At 38.5% G+C, this 20,367-nt stretch carries 19 protein-coding genes and 1 riboswitch; of the genes, 3 read left to right on the top strand and 16 right to left on the bottom strand.

Annotation, left to right across the window (positions count from 1 at the left end; translation table 11 throughout):
* Nucleotides 1-109: 109 nt before the first annotated feature.
* The 10 genes from ACFTQ7_RS17685 to ACFTQ7_RS17640 all read right to left on the bottom strand — a co-directional run bounded on the left by ACFTQ7_RS17685 (nucleotide 110) and on the right by ACFTQ7_RS17640 (nucleotide 11,102).
* Complete coding sequence (locus ACFTQ7_RS17685) at nucleotides 110-967, bottom strand: MetQ/NlpA family ABC transporter substrate-binding protein (RefSeq protein ID WP_386830187.1); 858 nt, start codon at nucleotides 965-967, stop codon at nucleotides 110-112.
* A gap of 107 nt (nucleotides 968-1,074) precedes the next feature.
* Entirely contained in the window at nucleotides 1,075-1,743 is a 669-nt protein-coding gene (locus ACFTQ7_RS17680) for a methionine ABC transporter permease (RefSeq protein WP_349661366.1), read from the bottom strand.
* Nucleotides 1,733-2,761 carry a methionine ABC transporter ATP-binding protein gene (locus ACFTQ7_RS17675; protein ID WP_386830186.1) on the bottom strand — a complete coding sequence of 343 codons (1,029 nt, stop codon included), beginning with the start codon at nucleotides 2,759-2,761 and terminating at the stop codon, nucleotides 1,733-1,735. The genes ACFTQ7_RS17680 and ACFTQ7_RS17675 overlap by 11 nt, the downstream gene beginning before the upstream one ends.
* A gap of 209 nt (nucleotides 2,762-2,970) precedes the next feature.
* Nucleotides 2,971-3,075, bottom strand: a riboswitch (SAM riboswitch).
* A gap of 62 nt (nucleotides 3,076-3,137) precedes the next feature.
* Nucleotides 3,138-3,440: a thioredoxin family protein gene (locus tag ACFTQ7_RS17670; RefSeq protein WP_386830185.1), complete on the bottom strand. Its 303-nt coding sequence runs from the start codon at nucleotides 3,438-3,440 to the stop codon at nucleotides 3,138-3,140.
* Between the two features lie 15 nt (nucleotides 3,441-3,455).
* Nucleotides 3,456-3,797 carry a toprim domain-containing protein gene (locus ACFTQ7_RS17665; protein ID WP_349661369.1) on the bottom strand — a complete coding sequence of 114 codons (342 nt, stop codon included), beginning with the start codon at nucleotides 3,795-3,797 and terminating at the stop codon, nucleotides 3,456-3,458.
* Between the two features lie 185 nt (nucleotides 3,798-3,982).
* Complete coding sequence (gene gcvH, locus ACFTQ7_RS17660) at nucleotides 3,983-4,363, bottom strand: glycine cleavage system protein GcvH (RefSeq protein ID WP_079561463.1); 381 nt, start codon at nucleotides 4,361-4,363, stop codon at nucleotides 3,983-3,985.
* Nucleotides 4,364-4,453: 90 nt separating this feature from the next.
* Entirely contained in the window at nucleotides 4,454-4,810 is a 357-nt protein-coding gene (locus ACFTQ7_RS17655; protein ID WP_386830184.1) for an arsenate reductase family protein, read from the bottom strand.
* A gap of 776 nt (nucleotides 4,811-5,586) precedes the next feature.
* The gene (locus ACFTQ7_RS17650) at nucleotides 5,587-7,371 is read right to left on the bottom strand and encodes an acyl-CoA dehydrogenase family protein (protein ID WP_386830183.1); all 1,785 of its coding nucleotides are present in this window, start codon (nucleotides 7,369-7,371) and stop codon (nucleotides 5,587-5,589) included.
* 120 nt (nucleotides 7,372-7,491) lie between these two features.
* Nucleotides 7,492-8,664, bottom strand: a complete 1,173-nt coding sequence (locus ACFTQ7_RS17645) for an acetyl-CoA C-acetyltransferase (RefSeq protein WP_386830182.1) — start codon at nucleotides 8,662-8,664, stop codon at nucleotides 7,492-7,494.
* A gap of 53 nt (nucleotides 8,665-8,717) precedes the next feature.
* Nucleotides 8,718-11,102 carry a 3-hydroxyacyl-CoA dehydrogenase/enoyl-CoA hydratase family protein gene (locus ACFTQ7_RS17640; protein ID WP_386830181.1) on the bottom strand — a complete coding sequence of 795 codons (2,385 nt, stop codon included), beginning with the start codon at nucleotides 11,100-11,102 and terminating at the stop codon, nucleotides 8,718-8,720.
* Nucleotides 11,103-11,512: 410 nt separating this feature from the next.
* Between ACFTQ7_RS17640 and ACFTQ7_RS17635 the strand changes: the two genes are divergently transcribed.
* Nucleotides 11,513-11,830 carry a thioredoxin family protein gene (locus ACFTQ7_RS17635; RefSeq protein ID WP_349661643.1) on the top strand — a complete coding sequence of 106 codons (318 nt, stop codon included), beginning with the start codon at nucleotides 11,513-11,515 and terminating at the stop codon, nucleotides 11,828-11,830.
* 142 nt (nucleotides 11,831-11,972) lie between these two features.
* Nucleotides 11,973-12,476 carry a C39 family peptidase gene (locus ACFTQ7_RS17630; RefSeq protein WP_386830180.1) on the top strand — a complete coding sequence of 168 codons (504 nt, stop codon included), beginning with the start codon at nucleotides 11,973-11,975 and terminating at the stop codon, nucleotides 12,474-12,476.
* A gap of 366 nt (nucleotides 12,477-12,842) precedes the next feature.
* On the opposite strand, the gene ACFTQ7_RS17625 is transcribed toward ACFTQ7_RS17630, so the two are convergent.
* Nucleotides 12,843-13,730: a 5'-3' exonuclease gene (locus tag ACFTQ7_RS17625; RefSeq protein WP_386830179.1), complete on the bottom strand. Its 888-nt coding sequence runs from the start codon at nucleotides 13,728-13,730 to the stop codon at nucleotides 12,843-12,845.
* 296 nt (nucleotides 13,731-14,026) lie between these two features.
* Between ACFTQ7_RS17625 and ACFTQ7_RS17620 the strand changes: the two genes are divergently transcribed.
* A complete protein-coding gene (locus ACFTQ7_RS17620; protein WP_386830178.1) occupies nucleotides 14,027-14,320 on the top strand; it encodes a hypothetical protein in 294 nt (97 codons plus the stop codon).
* A gap of 173 nt (nucleotides 14,321-14,493) precedes the next feature.
* Here the strand turns inward: ACFTQ7_RS17620 and ACFTQ7_RS17615 are convergent, their stop codons facing one another.
* From ACFTQ7_RS17615 to ACFTQ7_RS17595, 5 genes are all read right to left on the bottom strand, one after another.
* Entirely contained in the window at nucleotides 14,494-15,483 is a 990-nt protein-coding gene (locus ACFTQ7_RS17615; protein WP_386830177.1) for an agmatinase family protein, read from the bottom strand.
* A 334-nt stretch (nucleotides 15,484-15,817) separates the two neighbouring features.
* Nucleotides 15,818-16,843 (bottom strand): polysaccharide deacetylase family protein, encoded by a 1,026-nt coding sequence (locus ACFTQ7_RS17610; RefSeq protein WP_386830176.1) that lies wholly within the window; start codon nucleotides 16,841-16,843, stop codon nucleotides 15,818-15,820.
* The gene (locus ACFTQ7_RS17605) at nucleotides 16,831-17,577 is read right to left on the bottom strand and encodes a hypothetical protein (RefSeq protein ID WP_386830175.1); all 747 of its coding nucleotides are present in this window, start codon (nucleotides 17,575-17,577) and stop codon (nucleotides 16,831-16,833) included. The genes ACFTQ7_RS17610 and ACFTQ7_RS17605 overlap by 13 nt, the downstream gene beginning before the upstream one ends.
* Complete coding sequence (locus ACFTQ7_RS17600) at nucleotides 17,558-19,279, bottom strand: GNAT family N-acetyltransferase (protein WP_386830174.1); 1,722 nt, start codon at nucleotides 19,277-19,279, stop codon at nucleotides 17,558-17,560. Before ACFTQ7_RS17600 ends, ACFTQ7_RS17605 begins: the two co-directional genes overlap by 20 nt.
* Nucleotides 19,233-20,360: a glycosyltransferase family 4 protein gene (locus ACFTQ7_RS17595; protein WP_386830173.1), complete on the bottom strand. Its 1,128-nt coding sequence runs from the start codon at nucleotides 20,358-20,360 to the stop codon at nucleotides 19,233-19,235. Before ACFTQ7_RS17595 ends, ACFTQ7_RS17600 begins: the two co-directional genes overlap by 47 nt.
* Nucleotides 20,361-20,367 lie beyond the last annotated feature (7 nt).

Below are 20,367 nucleotides of genomic sequence, written 5' to 3'. Positions count from 1 at the left end.
AGAAAGCGCCAACTCGGAGTGAAAATCAACTTTTAAAATTCTTTTGATAACAAGATAAAAAAGGGTATGTAAGTTTTATACTTACATACCCTTATCGATAAATTTCAAATTATTTAACTGGTACAACTGAACCTTTCCATTCTTCAATAATGAAGTCTTGGATTTCTTTAGATTTTAATACTTCTATTAATTTTTTAATTTCTGGTTTTGTTTCATCATCAGCACGTACAGCTATAATATTTACATAAGGAGATTCTTTATCTTCAAGAGAAATTGCATCTTTCAATGGATTAATGTTGTTGTCGATTGCAAAGTTCGAGTTAATTAAAACTGCATCGCCTTCATTATTTTCATACATTTGTACAAGCATTTCTGGAGCTGTATTTGCATCGAATTTGAAGTTTTTAGGGTTTTCAGCGATATCTTTTATTTCTGCCGCTGTTTTATCGACGCCATCTTTTAATTTAATTAAGCCCTTAGCTTCTAACAATGAAAGCATACGACCGTGATCTGAAACTGAGCTAGAAAGTAAAATTGTTGCACCTTTTGGTAGATCCTCAAGAGATTTATATTTTTTAGAGTAAATTCCGATTGGTTCAATGTGAATGGCACCAGCATTTACAAAGTCATAGCCATTTTCTTTCATGCTAAGTTCTAAGAAAGGTAGGTGTTGGAAATAGTTTGCATCAAGTTCACCTGATTCTAAATGTTGGTTTGGTAATACATAGTCTTGATACGTTTCAATTTTAAGATCGATACCTTCTTTAGCTAAAGCTGGTTTTGCTTTTTCCAAAATAACCGCATGTGGTGTATTAGAAGCACCTATTGTTAATGTTACATTTTCTTTATTGTCTGATTTATCACCAGATGATGCGTTTGAGTTTGTATCATCTTTTTTACCAGCACCACAAGCAGCTAAGGCTAATACTAATACTGATAAAAATAATCCTGCTAATAATTTCTTCATTTTATTGCACTCCCTTTTAACTAATTTAAAATATGTTAGCGGTATAAAACCGAAATAACCTTTTGGATGTCCGTAGCGAGCTACGCTTTTTTGTCATTAGCGCCTTTTTAGCGTTTATCTGTTTTGGCTGTAATTAAGTCGCCAATCCATTGAATAATAAATACTACTATTAAGATTAATATAGTCGCCATTAAGGTTACATCTTGGCGATTACGTTGGAAACCATCTAAGAATGCTAAGTTTCCTAGACCACCTGCACCGATAATACCTGCCATCGCAGTATAGCCAACAAGTGCTACAGCCGTTACAGTAAGACCAGAAATAAGCGCTGGTAACGATTCTGGAATTAATACTTTCCAAATAATCGTTGACGTTTTAGCACCCATTGAACGAGCTGCTTCAATAACGCCTTTATCGATTTCACGTAATGAAATTAATACCATACGCGCATAAAATGGTGCAGCTCCGATAATTAGTGCCGGTAAAGCCGCATCTGCGCCACGAATTGTGCCGAGCAAAAATTTCGTAAACGGAATTAATAAAATAATCAAAACGATAAACGGAATCGAACGGAAAATATTAACGATTGAGCCTGTTAAAAAGTTCACCAGTTTATTGGCCCATATTTGGTTAGGACTTGATAAAAACAATAAGATCCCAATTACTAATCCAAGTATAAATGTGATCACCGTAGAGATTGTTGTCATGTACAACGTTTCATACGTAGCTTCCCACATTTTTTCCCAGTCAACATTCGGAAAGAGACTAGTTAGCATTGGCAATCACCTCCGTTTGTACTTCGACTGTATGCAAGTAGCTCAGTGCAGCTGCAACATTCGACTCTGTGCCTTCAATTTGTACGATAAGTGTACCGTACGCGCCATTTTTAGTTTGCGAAATATTACCATGTACTATACTTACTTCTACATCACACTGTTTCACAAGATGTGAGATGACAGGCTGTTCTGTTTTTTCTCCTACAAATATTAGCTTTACAAGTTGTCCATTAGGGTAGTTTGCTTTAATTTGTGCCACAGTTTCCTGTGTTTCCTTCGTATCTGTAATTTGAGAAACGAATTTTTTTGTAATGTCAGCTTGTGGCGCTTGGAATACTTGTAATACTTCACCACGTTCTACAATTTTTCCAGCTTCCATAACCGCTACACGGTGGCAAATTTTACGAATAACATGCATTTCATGTGTGATTAACACGATCGTTAAACCTAGTCGCTCATTAATATCGACAAGTAAATCTAGGATAGCATCTGTTGTCTCCGGATCGAGTGCGGATGTTGCCTCATCACATAACAATACTTCTGGATTATTAGCAAGTGCACGAGCGATGCCTACACGTTGCTTTTGTCCCCCTGATAGTTGTGATGGATACGCATTAGCACGTCCGTCTAAGCCAACTAGTGTGATCAATTCTTTCACACGTGCCTCACGTTTTGCCTTTGGAACACCTGCGATTTCTAGTGGAAAAGCAATGTTTTCCGCAACAGTTCGAGACCAAAGTAAATTGAAATGTTGGAAAATCATACTAACCTTTTGTCTAGCATTTCTAAGCTTTTGCCCCTTTATGGATGAAAATTCTTGATTGTTAACCGTTACCGTACCTGATGTAGGCTTTTCTAAACCGTTTAACAAGCGAATCATTGTACTTTTACCAGCGCCACTATAGCCGATAATGCCATAAATTTCACCTTTATCGATAGAAAGGTTGACGTCTTTAACTGCTGTTAATTCGCCATTCGAGGTTTTGTATTTCTTCGTAATATTTTGAAGCTGAATCATAGCGAATTCTCCTTTTTTTTATCAATTGTGCCTCGGCATAATTGCGTCCGGAATCGACTTTGTGCTTGCACAAAGAAATCCTTTTCGATTCCATGACATCCGCCGGAGGCTTTTACTTCTTTCAGCGGGTGTTTCGGTGAAAGAAGTAAAAAAAACCCTTCAACTATAGACAAGTAGAAGGGGTCACGTAACTTATACGTTGAACCGTTCTCTCATCTTTCAAAGATAAAATCTTTGGGTGATTTGGCACCTTTTCACTTTGTGATGGTTGCCGGGCTTCATAGGGCACTTCCCTCCGCCGCTCTTTATAAGAGTTCGATATATTTATATTTTTTAGTATATTCGTACTTTACCACGTGAGTAAAGTTCAGTCAATTTATTTTTTTAACAATTCGTATAAATACGGTACGGATTGAAAAGCATAAACCTTTTCCGTCACTTTTCCGCCTTCACATACAAGTAAACACGGTACACTTTCGATTTTATTATCATAAGCGATTTGTTCGATAAAATTAATATTCGCTTTACCAACCTGTAGCTGTGGTAGCAATTGCTCAACAACCGACATCATTTTCGATGCAACTACACACGTTCCACACATTGGTGTATATAAATAAAAAGCAGCCTTTTCACCCGACTGGATAGCCACGTTCCACTGCTCTTTTGACCATTCTTCCATTTTTTTCACGCAACCTTACAAAATATATTCATTATGGATTGAGAAATGCGCACGAATTAAGATTGCCGCTAACACCTTTCTCGGAGTTGTCTCTACTTCCTTATATGTTGGCATAGTACGTAAATGCTCAGCCTCTGGATAATGTCTGTCCATTAATGCTCGTAGCTTATCACCCGATGTATCTGCATCAAAAAATGTATAAAGCTCACAGCCTTCATATGGATCAAGTAACTCTTCTAATTGATGCACACCAATTGTACCATTCGTGCAAAGTATTTTAACATGTTCATTTAAAATAGGTTCAATTTGAAGCTTATCCGAACGGCCTTCGACAATTAAGCATTTCCCCTCGAACATAAAGCCACCCCCGTTTAGACATATCCCTTATCATTATTATATCAATAAATCTTGTCATTGATACTGTTAGACACCTATTGTTAAGGGAATATACTTGCATTCACACTCATCCACTATGATGGCAGAATGGATGAAGATAATAAAAAACGTCGGTAGTTTCCGACGTTTTTCTTTACAGGCTTGTCTTATTCTGCAATCATTTCATCGTATTGCTCAGCTGTCATAAGCTTTTCAACTTCTGATGCATCAGCAGGCTCTACAACGATCATCCATGCTTTTTCATATGGTGATTCATTAACGAATTCTGGGCTATCTTCTAAATCTGCATTTACTTCAACTACTGTACCTGAGATTGGTGCATATAATTCAGAAACTGTTTTTACAGATTCTACGCTACCAAATGGATCATCTGTTTTGATTTCGTCACCAACTTGTGGAAGTTCAACGAAAACGATATCTCCAAGTTCAGATTGTGCGAAATGAGAAATACCGATACGTACTTTTCCATCTTCTACTTTAACCCATTCGTGCTCTTCAGAGTAACGTAAGTCTTTAGGTGTGTTCATGCAAAAACCCCTCCATAAATATGTAATATATTCACTTTCAGTGTGCCATACTTCTTCCATAAAAACAAGATTAAAAGCGATTAAAAGCGGTTATTTCCAAGCTTGCTCAAAATCTGATTCTTTAAACCCTAACGTAACTTTTTTTCCATCAGTTACGATTGGACGTTTAATTAACATACCATCTGAAGCAAGCAGTTCAAGTTGCTCCTCTTCAGTCATTTCAGCAAGCTTATCTTTCAAGCCAAGCTCGCGATATTTCATACCAGAAGTATTAAAAAATTTCTTTAAAGGTAGTCCACTTACTTGCCATAAGTTTGATAGTTCGTCCTTTGTTGGCGGTTGTTCGACAATGTGTACATCTTCATATGAAACTCCATTGTCATTTAGCCATTTTTGTGCTTTTTTACAAGTAGTACATTTCGGATATTGAATAAATTGAATCGTCATTTAAAGGCTCCTCTACTATCATTTTTAGGAACTACATTTTCAGTGTATCCCTCATTTTCTGTAGTATACCATCATAACCGTTACGAACCAAAATGAAACAATTATTAACTTATTCCTTCCATAGCGTGGGGTTGATTTCCGTTCCGGCTGGGCGCTTTGCCGCTGACGCTTCGCTTTCGCGCAGAGCAGAGCTTCCTGGGGGCGTCCGATGAGCCGTTTCGCTTCGCTGCAGGGTCTCATCTGTGACGCTGATCCCCAAGGAGTCGCCCAGCCTCCACTCCAATCAACCAATTCATATAGCGTGTGTTTCTTGCATATTTATCCGATTTAATGTAATAAAACCAAGCTTTAGCTACCGGTGTTTTTTCGTGCGAAAGCGAAGTGTTATCGTAGCAGAATCAACAACAGATGTACAATCGCCCTTACTATTCTGATTGATTATGATGTGTAGCCTTAGCGTTCTCATTTGCCATTCATAAAATTTATTAAAGTTCTACGATATTGTTGATTGGAGTGGAAGGCTACTCGACTCCCGTGGGAAAGTGAAACAGGCGAGACCCTGAGGCCAACATGATGTTGGTCACGGAGGCATTGTCACAGGACGTGACGCATTTAGCATTCGTTCCTTTAGCGAAGGAAGCGGCTCGACGCTCGCCCACAGGAAAGCGAGTAGCCTGGAACGGAAATCACCCCCTCATTTTAAGAGCTATACTTTTACTTCCAACAAAAAAACCTAGCTATCACATCTCTATGGATAGCTAGGGTTATTTTGCATATTAAACTACAAATTTTTCTGCTTCAATTAATTTAACAGAAGCTTCGCGTTTCTTCGCGATTAAGTTGTATGGGTTGTTGCGAGTTAATTTACGTAGTGCAGACAATGTCATGCGTGCAGCGTCGCCGTCTGCTGAAGCAAGAATCGTATCTTTTGCTTCTTTTTCAATTTCTGCAAATGCTTCTTGGCAGAAGATTTGAGTGTACAGTAATTTTTGATGAGCTTTTTCAGCACCGTCACGAGCAATCGCTTTTTCTGTACGCAATACAGCAGATTCCATTGCGAATAGTTGGTTTGCGATATTTGCAATCTTCACTAATACTTCTTGCTCTTGATCAAGCTTCGCACCGAAGCGTTGTGCTGCTAAACCTGATGCTAATACAGCAATTTTCTTCGCATTTTTCACAAGATATTTTTCCTGTGCTAACGGCTCTGTGCCTACATCTTCAGGCATTAGCATAAGAAGCTCTTGTTGTAAATTTTGAGCAACTTGTAGTAATGGCAATTCACCTTTTATTGCCTTTTTCATAAATGTACCTGGTACAATCATGCGGTTAATTTCATTTGTACCTTCAAAAATACGATTAATACGAGAATCACGATAAATACGCTCTACTTCGTATTCAGCCATAAAGCCGTAACCACCGTGTAATTGAACCGCTTCATCCGCAATGTAATCTAAAGTCTCAGAACCAAATACTTTAGCAATAGAACATTCAATAGCATACTCAGCAATTGCACTAGCAATCACTTTCCCTTGCTTTTGCTCATCTGGGCTTAGCTGACTTAAGCGGTCCTCAAATAAACCTACTGTACGATAGTTTAATGACTCAGACGCATACAATTGTGATGCCATTGTCGATAATTTTTCTTTTGTTAGATTGAAATCAGACAGCTTCGTTTTAAACTGCTGACGTTGGTTTGTATATTGAATAGCAAGCTCTAATGCACGTTTCGAGCCACCGATTGTTCCAACCCCTAATTTATAGCGACCGATATTTAAAATATTAAAGGCAATAACGTGTCCGCGACCTACTTCACCTAAAAGGTTTTCTACAGGTACTTCTGCATCTTCAAGGATTAAAGTACGTGTCGATGAAGATTTGATTCCCATTTTTTTCTCTTCTGCGCCTACTGAAACGCCATTGTAGGCACGTTCTACAATAAATGCTGAGAATTTATCGCCATCGATTTTTGCATAGACAACAAATACATCTGCAAAGCCTGCATTTGTAATCCATTGTTTTTCACCATTTAAAATATAGTGTGTCCCTGCATCGTTTAACTTCGCAGTCGTTTTTGCACCTAATGCATCAGAACCTGAACCTGGCTCTGTTAATGCGTAAGCAGCGATTAATTCACCTGACGCAAGCTTTGGTAAATACGTCTTCTTTTGATCTTCATTTCCGAATAGGACGATTGGTAAAGAACCAATACCTACGTGGGCACCATGTGTAATAGAGAAGCCGCCAGCAACAGACATTTTTTCTGCGATTAATGCAGAAGAAACTTTGTCTAATCCTAGACCTTCATATTCTTCAGGTACATCCGCGCTTAGTAAGCCGAGCTCACCTGCACTTTTTAGTAGACGAACCGAATGCTCAAATTCATGGTTTTCTAAATTTTCAACGACTGGTAACACTTCATTTGCTACATACTCTTCAGTAGTTTTAGCAATCATTTTATGCTCATCTGTGAAATCTTCTGGTGTAAACACACGATCTAATTCCACATCTTCAATAATAAATCCGCCGCCTTTAATGAAATCCGTTGTTTTTTCTGTCATTCTAAATTCCTCCCTATATATCTATTTTTAATAGTTTTTATCCCCAATATATAGAAAAGCTTGAAGTACTACGTTCGGAGGCAACCGAAAACACTGCACTCCAAGCTGATCTAGCAAAAATTATAGAAGTTCAAATACTCCCGCAGCACCCATACCGCCACCGATACACATTGTTACGACACCATATTTCTTACCTTGACGCTTCAATTCATGAATGAGCTTTAATGTTAAAATAGCTCCCGTTGCACCAAGTGGGTGACCAAGGGCAATTGCTCCACCATTAACGTTTACTTTGTTTTGGTCAATGCCTAAATGACGTACGACTTGTAAGGATTGTGACGCAAATGCTTCGTTAATTTCCCATAAATCAATGTCATCTATTGATAAGCCTGCGATTTCAAGCGCTTTAGGTACTGCCACGATTGGTCCAATACCCATCACCTCAGGAGGTACGCCACCAACTGCAAAGCCTAAAAACTTCGCCATCGGAGTAAGCCCTTGTTTTTCTGCTTCTTCACGGTCCATCACAAGTACCGCTGCTGCACCATCTGAAGTTTGAGAAGCATTACCTGCTGTAACACTACCTTTAACATGGAAGGCCGGACGAAGCTTCGCTAAACCTTCTACAGATGTACCTGGACGTACACCTTCATCCATGCTAAACGTGAATTTTTTCACCTGTAGTTTGTTGTTGTCATCTACATAATGTTGCTCCACTTCAATTGGTACGATTTCATCATTGAATTTACCTTCTTTAATCGCCTTTTCCGCAAGCACATGTGAACGAACAGCAAAAGCATCCTGATCTTCTCTACTAACATTGTATTGACGTGCCACTTCCTCAGCTGTATGCCCCATCCCCATATAATATTGTGGAGCAGTTTCAGCTAATGTTGGATTTAAGCGAGGTGTATTACCTACCATTGGCACCATACTCATAGACTCGACGCCACCAGCAAGAATTGCCTTAGAATGTCCTAGCATAATACGCTCTGCTGCAAAAGCAATTGCTTGTAAACCCGACGAACAGAATCTATTAATTGTTAGCGCTGGCGTTGTATCTGGTAGTCCAGCAAGCGCTCCAATACTACGTGCTACGTTCATGCCCTGCTCGGCTTCCGGCATTGCACATCCTAAAATTAAATCGTCAATCGGACCTTCATAGCCCGCTCTTTTTAATGTTTCTTTGACAACAACCGCTCCAAAATCATCTGGTCTAACTGTTGCTAAAGAACCCTTCTTCGCTTTTCCAATCGGAGTTCGTGCTCCTGCTACAATAACGGCTTCACGCATCGTATTAATCCCCCTTTGTTTCATGTGCAAGTATAGTGAATTCAGTCTTAAAGTTAGTTACGCAGTGGTTTTCCCTTTAAAAGCATGTGCTGCATTCTTTGTTGAGATAACGGATCTGCCACTAAGTTTAGGAACGCCTCACGCTCAAGGTTTAATAGGTATTGTTCATCTACTAATGTGCCATATGGAACTTTACCACCAGCAATGACATACGCTAATTTTTTAGCGATTTTTAAATCGTGTTCACTAATATAGCCTGACTCAAACATTCCTTGAGCACCGATTAATAGCGTACCGTATCCTGATGCACCGACTACAGGAACTTTCGTAGGAACAGGTGGTAAATAGCCTGCCTCATAAAGCGCTAGTGCAGCTTGTTTTGCATCATATAGTTGGTGATCTGGGTTAACAGAAATCCCGTCAGCAAAGTTTAAGAAGTTATTTTCACGTGCTTCTTCACCAGATGTCGAAACTTTTGCCATCGCAATCGATTCAAATACTTTATTAGCAATATGTTGATAGTCTACTTCAACGCCATTTGGTAACCCTTTTAGGAATTTTTGGTAAAGCGCCTTATTACCGCCTCCACCAGGGATTAATCCTACGCCAACTTCGACTAGGCCCATATACGTTTCCATTGTTGCTTGAATATGTGCAGCTGGTAAGCAAACCTCTGCTCCGCCACCTAGCGTCATAGCAAAAGGCGCTGCTACAACAGGCTTGCGAGAGTATTTAATCTTTTGCATCGCATCTTGGAATGCTTTAATAACGAAATCTAGTTCAAAAATATTATCATCCTGTGCTTCTACTAAAATCATTCCTAGATTTGCACCAACACAGAAGTTTTTCCCTTGGTTACCGATGACTAAGCCCTTATAGTTCGCTTCTACTTCATCGATTGCAAAGTTAATCATTTGGATAATGTCTAAGCCAATTGCATTTGATTGGGAATGAAATTCAAGTAATGCAATTCCATCACCTATATCTATTAAACTAGCACCTGTATTTGATTTAATAACGCCGTGCTTTTTCTTATAGCGTTTTAAGTTAATTTCCTTCTCATTCACTGGCACTTTTACGTATTCAGAGCCATTATAATAGGCTAGGTCACCGTCCATGTCGGAATAGAAAGTTTCTAAGCCGCTTGCTAACATATCTTTGACGAATGCCGGTACCTCACGACCTTCTTCCTCCATTTTAGCTACGGACTCTTTGACGCCAATTGCATCCCATATTTCAAATGGCCCTTGCTGCCAGCCGAAGCCCCATTTCATAGCATTGTCAATGGCAACAATATCATCAGCAATTTCACCGTGTAGCTGTGCAGAGTAAATGAGCGTCGGAGCGAAGATACCCCATAATAATTCTCCGGTACGATCCTTAGCATAAGTTAATGCTTTCACTTTATTTGCTAATCCACGAGTTTGTTTTGCCATTTCGATAGAAGGAGTTTTTAACTTTTTAACTGGGCTATACTCTAAAGTGTTTGGATCAATTTCAAGTATTTCTTTGCCTTGCTTTAAGAAGAACCCTTGACCTGATTTTGCTCCGAGCCAGCCATTTGTGACCATTTTCTGTAGGAAATCTGGTACTGCAAATACTTGCTGCTCTTCACCAGCTGTTTGATCATAAACGTTTTTCGCTACATGGATAAATGTATCTAAACCAACAACATCCAACGTTCGGAAAGTTGCTGATTTTGGACGACCGATTAATGGACCTGTTACAGAATCCACCTCGCCAACTGAATAGCTACCCTTCATCATTTCTTGTAAAGTAATTAGTAAACCGTACGTTCCGATACGATTGGCAATGAAGTTCGGTGTATCCTTAGCAAGTACGACACCTTTCCCAAGCACATCTTCGCCAAATGTTTTCATAAAGCTGACAACTTCTGGCGCTGTTGTGTTTGCTGGAATGACTTCAAGTAATTTTAAATAACGCGGCGGATTGAAGAAGTGAGTTCCTAGGAAATGCTTTTTAAAATCTTCTGAACGCCCTTCCGCCATTGCATCGATACTTATGCCAGATGTGTTTGAACTAATAATTGTGCCTGGCTTACGTACAGCATCAACTTTTTCATATAGGCTTTGTTTAATCGCTAAATTTTCAACGACAACTTCAATAACCCAATCTACATCTTTTAATTTCTCTAAATCGTCCTCAAAGTTACCAACCGTTAGTAGTGATAAATTTTTCTTAGAAGTAAGTGGTGCTGGCTTTTGCTTTAATAACTTTTGCAGAGCTCCGTTGGCGATACGATTTCTCACAGCAGGATGCTCTAAGGAAAGACCCTTCGCTTCTTCCTCTTTTGTTAGTTCCTTCGGCGCAATGTCTAATAATAATGTTGGAATACCGATGTTTGCTAAATGTGCTGCAATTCCAGAGCCCATTACCCCAGAACCTAGAACAGCTGCTTTTTTAATGTTGTAAGTCACAAGCAATTCCCCCTTATTCTCCCATTGAATGAATAGCCATTCATTTTTTGACCAAAAAAATATCAAAGTTTGCCTTCGTGTATTTTTGTCCAGAATTTGAATCAGTCTAGCTCTATTCAAATTTAATCTGTGACATACAACTAAGGCTTATCTTCGTTCAACTACCGTTTTAGTTTTTGTGGTAATTTTTTCCGTTGAATGAAGATAAAACTACTTTTTCTGTTTTCAGTGTAGAATATTTTGTTTCATTTAGCAATCTTTTTTCACCAATTATTTTTGCAATATACAACTTTTTTCGTTTTTTACGAGCGAAAACAAGACAATAAGCAGATAGCGATTATTCCAAACAGAAAACTTTCAGGTTGCGTTAAAAATGTGTAGAATGGTAAGCGAGGAGAGTGAAATAACAAATGAAAACAATTACAACTGCTGACCAATTTAATGAACTGATCTCTGGTGACCAAAAAGTGCTAGTAAAATTTTACGCTGGATGGTGCCCAGATTGCACACGCATGAATATGTTCATCGATCCAATTATCGAAGAGTACAACCAATTTGACTGGTATGAACTTAACCGTGATGAACTTCCAGAAATTGCGGACAAATATGATGTAATGGGTATTCCAAGCCTACTAATTTTCCAAAACGGTGAAAAATTAGCACACTTACATAGTGCTAATGCTAAAACACCTCAGCAAGTTACTGAGTTTTTATCTGCACAACAATAATTTAGATAGGCTATATTAGCGTAGAAGAGCTACGTATCTGTGGCGAAAGCGAAGTATCAGCCGCAAGTTACAGAATTCTATCTGCGATGAAAGAGCTGCATTTCTTTTTGAAATGCAGCTCTTTTTTAGAAAGGAGATTATGATGCGCCAACAATTGTCGCTACTTGGAAAATCACAATATGATGCAGCCATTTCACCCAACTATCGTAATTCCGCTTGTGGACCTACAACGGTACACGTAATCTTAAACTACTTGGAAGATCAAGCTCCTTCGGTAAATGAGCTTTATAAACTTCTCGGTGGCACGAAAATCGGGTTATTTAAGTGGCGTCTAATTCGCAATCTTCGTCAGCTCCGTCCGACATGGGATATTCGTGATTGTACTTTAAAGGAGGCTATGCAGGAAATCGATGCAGGTCGATCTGTCGCCATGCGCTTTGACCGATATTTCAGCCTGAATTGGTGCGATAAAAAGGCTGCCTTCGCGTATCATTGGGTACCTCTGATTGGTTATGAAATACGAAATGATGAGCTGTTGTTAATGTTCCATGATAATGGTGGTCCTAATCGTGAAAGTAAAATTCGAACGGCTCCGTTTAAAGATAATGAGAAAGTATTGAGCTTCGTCAAAATCAAACCGAACTAACGAAAGCGTGCCTACAATGTTTTGACACGCTCTTTTTTCATCAATATCTCTCTTCAAGAATACTTTTTAGAACTTGTGCAAAAAAGCATGATCATGGAGATCTTGTTTATAGCTATAAAAAAAGCAGAGCATATTTCTATACTCTGCGTGAATAACTTGAAGTTTATTAATCAATTATGCCTCGGCATAATTGTGTCCGGAATCGGCTTTGTGCTTAGGCCTGCACGAGGGCCGACATGATGTCGGTCATTTCGGTAATGCCACAGGACGTGGCGTTTCTACCGATGCAGGTCAGTGGATGTGATGATTATAGGCTAACATCCTCTGGAACTCCTTTTCGATTTCCGTGACATCCGCTGAAAGAAGTTAAATAAGTGAATACAACGAGCGTGCCTGCTTTGCGATTAATGTGTAGCCACTTTGTTCTATTTCTTTGAACGTTTGGGGCTCGTAGTTCGGTAATACTAAGCTCGCTAAATCTGCCTCGATTGGCACGTTCGTTTGAATCGTTGCAAGCTCATGTGACAATTTTAGCATCTCTAAATGCTCTTTAATTTTCGTACGTTGACCAGGCTTTAATTCATCTAGTGATGTAAGAACATTTTCTATAGAACCATATGTTTGAATTAACGTAAGTGCCTGCTTAGGTCCAATTCCCTTAACGCCTGGGTAACCGTCACTCGTATCCCCCATAAAAGCTTTGACCTGTGCAAATTGAATAGGTTCAATGCCATATTCCTCTTGAAAGCGTGTATGTGTATAAACGTCATATTCTGTGTAGCCTTTTTTCGTAAAAGCAATTTCCGTTGACGGTCTTAAAAGCTGCAGTAAATCCTTGTCTCCACTAATTACCGTAATGTCAGCCTCATCCTGAAATTTTGTAATCATTGAGCCAATTAAATCATCTGCCTCCATCCCTTTCACACCGAAGTTTTGCCAGCCGATTTGTTGAGATAAATTTTTCGCCATATCAAATTGCGGTAGCATTTCCTCTGGTGGTGATGGTCGATTAGCCTTATAGCCATCAAATAATTCATTGCGGAATGTGTGTGCACCCATATCCCAACAAACAGCAAGGTGTGTCGGCTTCATAATAGATTGTGCCATTAATACATGACGCACAAATCCTTGGGCGCCATTAGAAGGTGTCCCATCCGCAAGGCGAATATAATGCCCCATCGCTGCAGACGCAAAAAAAGAACGGAATAACAGCGCCATGCCATCAACAATTAGTAGTTTTGGTTTTGTTGTCATGATAAATAATCCTCTCTATAACAATACAATGATTGTATTCATCTATAATTCTTTTATTAAGCATTGTCTATTATAGCAAACTATATGAGAACATCTACAATATATAGCAAAGTGTTAATTTTATGCAGAAAACAAAATTCCCTCAGTGGGGCTTTGAGCGGAGTATTTTAGAATCATTTTGGGGTTTCCACTTGGAGAAAGGCCGTCCCAAAGTTTTATGTCATATTTAACCACATTAACTATAATTGTGTTATACTTTTTTTGTATAAAGATGGAATGAGGGAAAGTAACCGTATATGATAGTTATTAAAACAATAATAAAATTTATATTTAAGATTGTTGGACTTTTATTAATAATTTTAGGGCAGGGTTTAGTATTACTCGCAGCAATTTCGAGCATTTTAGTGAATATCATTACTGGAATTTTTTTCTTCGGCGCAATTGTTATTAGTTTTTCAGATATGTCTTTAGTAGAAAAAATGACTTTTTGGGTTCTAGCTATAATTTCCGGGGCTATTGCAACTAATATTTATACATTGCCTGAACGATTAGTAGATACAGGAACATATTTAATGGAATATGAATTTTAATTAAAGGAGCAAAAAAAGAGTTCCTTAAACTAAAAGAAAGCTATCGTTTTGGTCAATCTTTATTCAAAACGATAGCTTTTTAAATGCAATAAAATCAAGGATCTAGTTTAAGTGGATTGCATCACATGTAGAAGCAACTCCACGACCTGCGTGAGAAATCTACTTTTACTAGACTATTTACTTACACCTCGGTAGTTTTTTTGAATTCGATTGCGGTAATCCAGTCGAATACCTGTTAACCATTGCAAAAATGCTGTTACGCCCATCTTTACGGTTTCTGGACGTAGGTCCCCCTCTTTTGGATCCGCATAAACAAAGTCAATATGGCGGACTCCTTCATTTTCTCCAATGAGCTTTAGGATATCGAATAATTCATAGGCCGTTAATCCACCTGGTGTTGCTGCAGGTACATCTGGGGCGAATGTAATATCGAGTACATCCAAATCGACAGATACATAAATACGATCCACTTCATACATAAGCTGACGGAGCATTTCGCGAATGGTTAATTGAATGCCATCACGACGCATTTGCTTTAACGTAATCATATGTATTCCTTGTTCTTTCGCATAGTGAATCATTTCTGGGGAGTTAAAAAAGCCGTGTAACCCGACATTATAAACATGTTTTCCCTCTACAATCCCTTCTGCAATGAGCTTCTGCATTGGAGAATCCATGGCTAGACCAATTTCATCCTGATTCCGAGCATCCAAATGCGTATCAATTTGAATAATCCCTATGCGATCCTTTGGAAAAGCATTCTTTATTCCTCTTAAGGAGCAAGCTGTAATCGCATGATCTCCACCTATAAGACAGGTGAAACTTTTAGAATATGCGGTACTTAAGCTTTCTGCAGCAGCTTCAATAGCTGACTCTGAAAGCATTCTATCCGTCTCGTGGATAGCCACATCGCCTACATCAACGACTGCCAACGAGCGCAAATCTACTTGCTCATCTAAATTATAAGATTGAAAGCTTGGCCAAGCCTTTCGAAATGCTGTTGGATATAGTGCTTTTTCGGATGGTTTACTACTATACGATAATAAAGCTCCGTACAAAATAATATCTACATCACTTGGAACCGGATTTTCTTTTTGTTTAATCCATTGATGCATAGCTGAACCATTTTCTTGCTTATACTGCCATTCTGGTTGAATAAACATGTTAACGACCACCTTCACGCATTTTTCAATAACTATCAATTTATCCACATGATATTTCTAACAAAATGTCATCCCCATCTTTCAGGTGATGAGCAAAATTAAAGTCAATTGCCATGTATTAATTTATCGTCCCCTTTAAAAATACCTAGAGAATTACCTTTAACATTAATAGTACCATTAGTACATACAATTTCGTCAAAGTTCAGGATTTTTCCTCTTAATTTTAAAAAATTCCCCACACTCCATTTGCCCTAGAACATAAAAAGGAGCAAACTAGGCAATTTTCTAGTTTGCTCCTTTTCCTATACAGTGGGGTTTTTCACCTCACCGATTATTAGTCTTCACCGATTGGGCTTTTGCGGGATAAAGATTGGCAAAGCTCTGCGACCTCGTGCATCGTATAGCTTTGAAAGTTATATTGTTGACGCAATTCCTGATAGTACTGTAAAAGTTCCTCAAGCATTGCTAAATTTTTTTCTATGTTCTTGCCAAAATTATGAGGGTGCCACCATAAATGATAAAAAGCTTTAGACATTGCAGCTGCATGCATTCCCTCTTTAATACGTTTAACCTTGAAGCCTTCAAATAATCGTAATGGGCTACAATAAGGTCTTAAAAATGCACTTGAACGAATGTTAATAAAGGAATCCTTTTGCATTTCTTCTAGTGTTACTAGATGATTTCCTGTTACATTCACATAGCTATCCAGCCATTTTTTTGCACCTAATAGTCGACCTTTTTTTGTGAATTTTTGAGGATCGTATAACGGATGTTTTTCATTTCCTCGATAGCATATTAACCTTACTTCCTGACATGCTGGGAAATATGCTTCATTCACTTGATTTCGTGGAAAAACAATCGATTTCATCGGTGTGATATATTCTTCAGAAATCATTGCAGTTGCGTGTAAATCTGCACGAAAATCTGCTTCAGTTTGTCCACTTTCTAAACAGTAAAAATGTGAAAATGTATGACTTCCTATTTCTTGATGTGGTGTATGTTTAATTTTCTCAATTAAAGATTTGCCGAAATGTAAGAGGTCATCTTGCTCATCTTCTCCTACTTTTGCAAATTGTGTATGTGCTGCATAATGCCTGTTTTTATATTTTACAGGGATCCCTCTTAAGTAGTGAGCCATTTCTGCTTTTGTTTCTGCAAACAATAGACCAACCGTAGCCCAAGTCGCATGAATGCCATATTGTTCAAACAACTCTAGTATTTTAGGCAGTGCCTCACGCACACCATATAAATTTTTATTGTATTGTCCGTACTTAAATACATCGTGGACACCCCAATTCAGCTCAAAATCCAATGATATAACAAGTCCTCCACGATTCCCTTCAATTACTACTTCCTCCATTTTTGCACGCCCAATAACAGTGCACGTATTTTCGATTGAGTAATGTAGCCAGAGTATACATCGACGACTTGTCCACCGAAGCCTTGCTTAAATGCACGAACATTTTGGTCATCCGTTAGCTTCCCCATATCATATAAACTAAAGCCCTGCTCCTTTAAATGCAATAAATTGTGCCAGAGTAAGAAACGATTTGCATAACGAACTGGTCTTTTTAAATGATCTGGCACCGATTGAGAATGACAAGTCGCTACATAATAGGACATTGCTTTTTTACCGTAAACAATATCGAGTCTATAGCAAAGTGTTTGTCCACAAATACTTCGAATCTCAGACAACCATAACGCTCCTTTATCTTTTAAGAGCGTAATAGCTTCCATTTGAGACTTACTTATAAGCTCGAGTTTTTTCCTTTTCGCAAAATTATTATAAAACTGTTGAAAGGCTCGTAAATTTTCATCTGATGGTTCTTTATAAATAAAAACTTGATAGGACTCTTTTTGTGCACGACGAAGTATTTTTCGATTACTTTCGGAAAGAGCAAGATACAATGATAACTCACTATCTGTCAGGTGAATATGAACCGTTTCACTTTTTACAAGCTTACGGCTCGGTACAAGTGAATTTGTATAGCCAACGACCTTCATTGATTTTCTAACATTGGCTGGCTTTTCTACAAAATAAAAATGCTGCATTGCGATATTCCATCGCTTACTTTTAATGGACAGAATGAACATCGCCCCCACTCTCTGTGTATTTTTCTACATGATTTCGCTCATAACGAGCACATTTAAAATGTTTCATTCGAGAAATACGTTTATAGCCTAGCTGCAATAATCGTTTACGCTTTCGCCAGTGCCAAAAGCTTGCAGTAACCCAAAGTGTTTGTGCAGGTTTCATTTTTTGGAAAAAGGCTGTGATAATATCGATATTTTTATAAACATCATAGGTTAAAAAACATGTCTGCTTCGGCAATGCTTCAACAATTTGCAATTCATCTACACGCCAGTTCACCGCATGTAACGCAAACGCAGGCTTATTCGTTGCTGCAAAAGAATCTTTATAAATAGTGTATCCCTTATAAAATAAAGAAATAATTTCCTCATCATCGAGTTGCATCGCCTCCTGAATCGACAACTCCTCAAACAAATCACCTACAGGCCGATTCGGTGTCACACTATCTGATGGGGATAATTCATACAAATCCACTTGCTTATAACGAATAAATTTTTCTACGAATAGTTGTCCATATTCTAGCCAATCTTTCACTTTTCCATACTTTACTAAGTAACGTAATTGACCTAGAGTATTGCGTTTCCACTCAACAATACGATGATTGCCTTTTAATAATTCCTTTAGCCGTTCCTTCAGCGTAAAATGACCCGCCAATAGCTTCGCTCGTTTCGTTCCACTGCTTACGAGCATACGCCTTGTAAAATCAATATTAGAGCGCCAATCGAACTTATACGGCTCATAGCCAATACTCATATCGAACAAGCGATAGTCTTCAGAATAGATTCGCTTGATCGTTTCCTGATTCACTAATCTACCTGGCCCAAATATATTAAATGTCGGCTCATGCGCTAGTGCATAAGTGACATAACGTCCTCGACAGCAAATTCCATAGGTAAAAGCAATCCATTGGTCTTCAAAAACAAGTGCGTCTACCTTAGCTTGCAACGCTTCCCCTTGAAGAAGCGTTAACTGTTCGAAGAAATCCTTTTTCTTGCCCTTCGTAAAATCACTTGTGTCTATTTTTTTTGCCCATCGTCGATTAAATAATTTAAACATTTGCCAAAGCTCATCCTGTGAAGGTATTTTCCTCGTTAATGAGCCTAATTTCCGTAGCTTCCGTTCTCTTCGATCCACACCATGCATTTTTCTACGTTGATTGAAATAGCTATGAAAATCTATATCGCGAAAGGCGAGATACGGTGTTACTACCCGAAAAATACTCGGGCGTAACTGCCTTTCAACAAAATATTGCTCGATAACCTTTGTAGAGTCTTTGCTTTCCAATAATCCATGAAACGAAAATAGTAGATGTTTATACTTTTCAATGAGCTGATCAAATACAAAGGTCGTAGCAGGAAACAACCATTCTTTTTCCGCTACAACACCGGAGTAATTTGCAATATTTTCTCCTACAAAGGCATAAATTCGTACTCCCCATCGAAGTCGAACCGTAAAGGGGAAAAAGGCAATGATCGTACCATTTTCTTCAACAGCATAGAGTTCAACGCGCTCTCTACGCCCAACAATTTGCCACCAGTTATAAAACCAAGCAAATTCTATAAATGGATTATCATTGCCCTCCGCTTCTAAAATTCCATCCCAAATATCCTTGTACCACATAAGCTCATCATCTGTTCGAATGCGAATTAATTGCAAATTAATCACCTTTCTTAACGGACTTTGATACAGCTTGTTCGTAGACAAATAGAGTCTTCTGATACATTGGTAGAAACGTAAAATCCCTTAAAAATCTACGCTCACTTGCGTCCCCCATTTTTTGACGACTGTTCTTATCCATCAACAGTTGTTTAAGCCTGTTCTTTAATAGGTCTTTATCATCTCGGTTAATTAAAAATCCATTTTCATTATCAGAAACTAGCTCATTGACGCCACCTACATTCGTGGCAATAATCGGAAGCCCTGCTCGCATCGCTTCAATAATTGAAATCGGTAAGCCTTCCCAATCTGATAGCAAAACAAATAAATGACTTTCCTCAAGTAAAGAGGCGACATCTAATTGATTGCCCAAAAATGAGACACGATCCGTTAAACCTTTAGTAGCAATAAATTGTTCTAAATTAGGACGTAATGAGCCATCACCTATTAATTGAAGGTGCCAAGGTATATCAGAAAGCTCCGCTAAAGCCTCTAGCAATAAATCCTGTCTTTTTGGCACTTCAAAACGAGCAACCATCACAATTAATGGGTGCTCCTGCTTCTCTCTATTAGGCGCTACTTGCTTCTCTATTTGATCAATGCCATTATGAATCGTCAGCATTTTTTGAGCAGGAGCAATTTTTTTCGTTAATGCTAACTTGCGATCGTATTCTGATACCGTAATAATCTTAGCTGTGAACGGCTGAACTGATTTTTCCATTCGACGATACACCATCTTTTTTTTATGTGTTACGCCTTCGGTAAAACTCCAGCTATGGGCTGTAAAAACAGTAGGAATACGTAAAAGCCTACCTACTACACGTCCAATTGCTCCTGCCTTTGATGAATGGGCTGCAATAATATCTGGCTTTATTTTTTTAAATTCGGTTCTTAATTGCCAAAAGGTTTGTAAATCCTTTTTTAAATGAATCTCCCGCTGCATAGCTGGAATACTAATAACATCAATTTTTTCTTCTTGAAAACGCCACAATGATGGATCATAATGGCCCGTTACAATAGTTACCTCGTGAGCATCTTGCTTCAATTTTATGGAAAGAGCCTCCACATGCTTTTGTGCTCCACCAATCTTATCCATCCGTGTAATAAGCTGAACGATCTTCAGTACCAAACACTCC

This window comes from Lysinibacillus sp. NPDC056959 (assembly GCF_042674095.1).
GTDB classification, from domain to species: Bacteria; Bacillota; Bacilli; order Bacillales_A; family Planococcaceae; genus Lysinibacillus; species Lysinibacillus zambalensis.
The sequence above is the reverse complement of the archived record's forward strand: the minus strand, read 5'-3'. Positions and strand labels throughout refer to the sequence as shown.

Excerpts from the sequence above, each read along its gene's own strand:
- ACFTQ7_RS17635 (WP_349661643.1), top strand. The coding sequence starts at position 11,513 with ATGAAAACAATTACAACTGCTGACCAATTTAATGAACTGATCTCTGGT.
- ACFTQ7_RS17665 (WP_349661369.1), bottom strand. The coding sequence starts at position 3,797 with ATGTTCGAGGGGAAATGCTTAATTGTCGAAGGCCGTTCGGATAAGCTT.
- ACFTQ7_RS17625 (WP_386830179.1), bottom strand. The coding sequence starts at position 13,730 with ATGACAACAAAACCAAAACTACTAATTGTTGATGGCATGGCGCTGTTA.
- ACFTQ7_RS17630 (WP_386830180.1), top strand. The coding sequence starts at position 11,973 with ATGCGCCAACAATTGTCGCTACTTGGAAAATCACAATATGATGCAGCC.
- ACFTQ7_RS17645 (WP_386830182.1), bottom strand. The coding sequence starts at position 8,664 with ATGCGTGAAGCCGTTATTGTAGCAGGAGCACGAACTCCGATTGGAAAA.
- ACFTQ7_RS17610 (WP_386830176.1), bottom strand. The coding sequence starts at position 16,843 with ATGGAGGAAGTAGTAATTGAAGGGAATCGTGGAGGACTTGTTATATCA.
- ACFTQ7_RS17650 (WP_386830183.1), bottom strand. The coding sequence starts at position 7,371 with ATGACAGAAAAAACAACGGATTTCATTAAAGGCGGCGGATTTATTATT.
- ACFTQ7_RS17675 (WP_386830186.1), bottom strand. The coding sequence starts at position 2,761 with ATGATTCAGCTTCAAAATATTACGAAGAAATACAAAACCTCGAATGGC.
- ACFTQ7_RS17685 (WP_386830187.1), bottom strand. The coding sequence starts at position 967 with ATGAAGAAATTATTAGCAGGATTATTTTTATCAGTATTAGTATTAGCC.
- ACFTQ7_RS17655 (WP_386830184.1), bottom strand. The coding sequence starts at position 4,810 with ATGACGATTCAATTTATTCAATATCCGAAATGTACTACTTGTAAAAAA.
- ACFTQ7_RS17605 (WP_386830175.1), bottom strand. The coding sequence starts at position 17,577 with ATGTTCATTCTGTCCATTAAAAGTAAGCGATGGAATATCGCAATGCAG.
- ACFTQ7_RS17615 (WP_386830177.1), bottom strand. The coding sequence starts at position 15,483 with ATGTTTATTCAACCAGAATGGCAGTATAAGCAAGAAAATGGTTCAGCT.
- ACFTQ7_RS17670 (WP_386830185.1), bottom strand. The coding sequence starts at position 3,440 with ATGGAAGAATGGTCAAAAGAGCAGTGGAACGTGGCTATCCAGTCGGGT.
- ACFTQ7_RS17620 (WP_386830178.1), top strand. The coding sequence starts at position 14,027 with ATGATAGTTATTAAAACAATAATAAAATTTATATTTAAGATTGTTGGA.
- gcvH (WP_079561463.1), bottom strand. The coding sequence starts at position 4,363 with ATGAACACACCTAAAGACTTACGTTACTCTGAAGAGCACGAATGGGTT.
- ACFTQ7_RS17680 (WP_349661366.1), bottom strand. The coding sequence starts at position 1,743 with ATGCTAACTAGTCTCTTTCCGAATGTTGACTGGGAAAAAATGTGGGAA.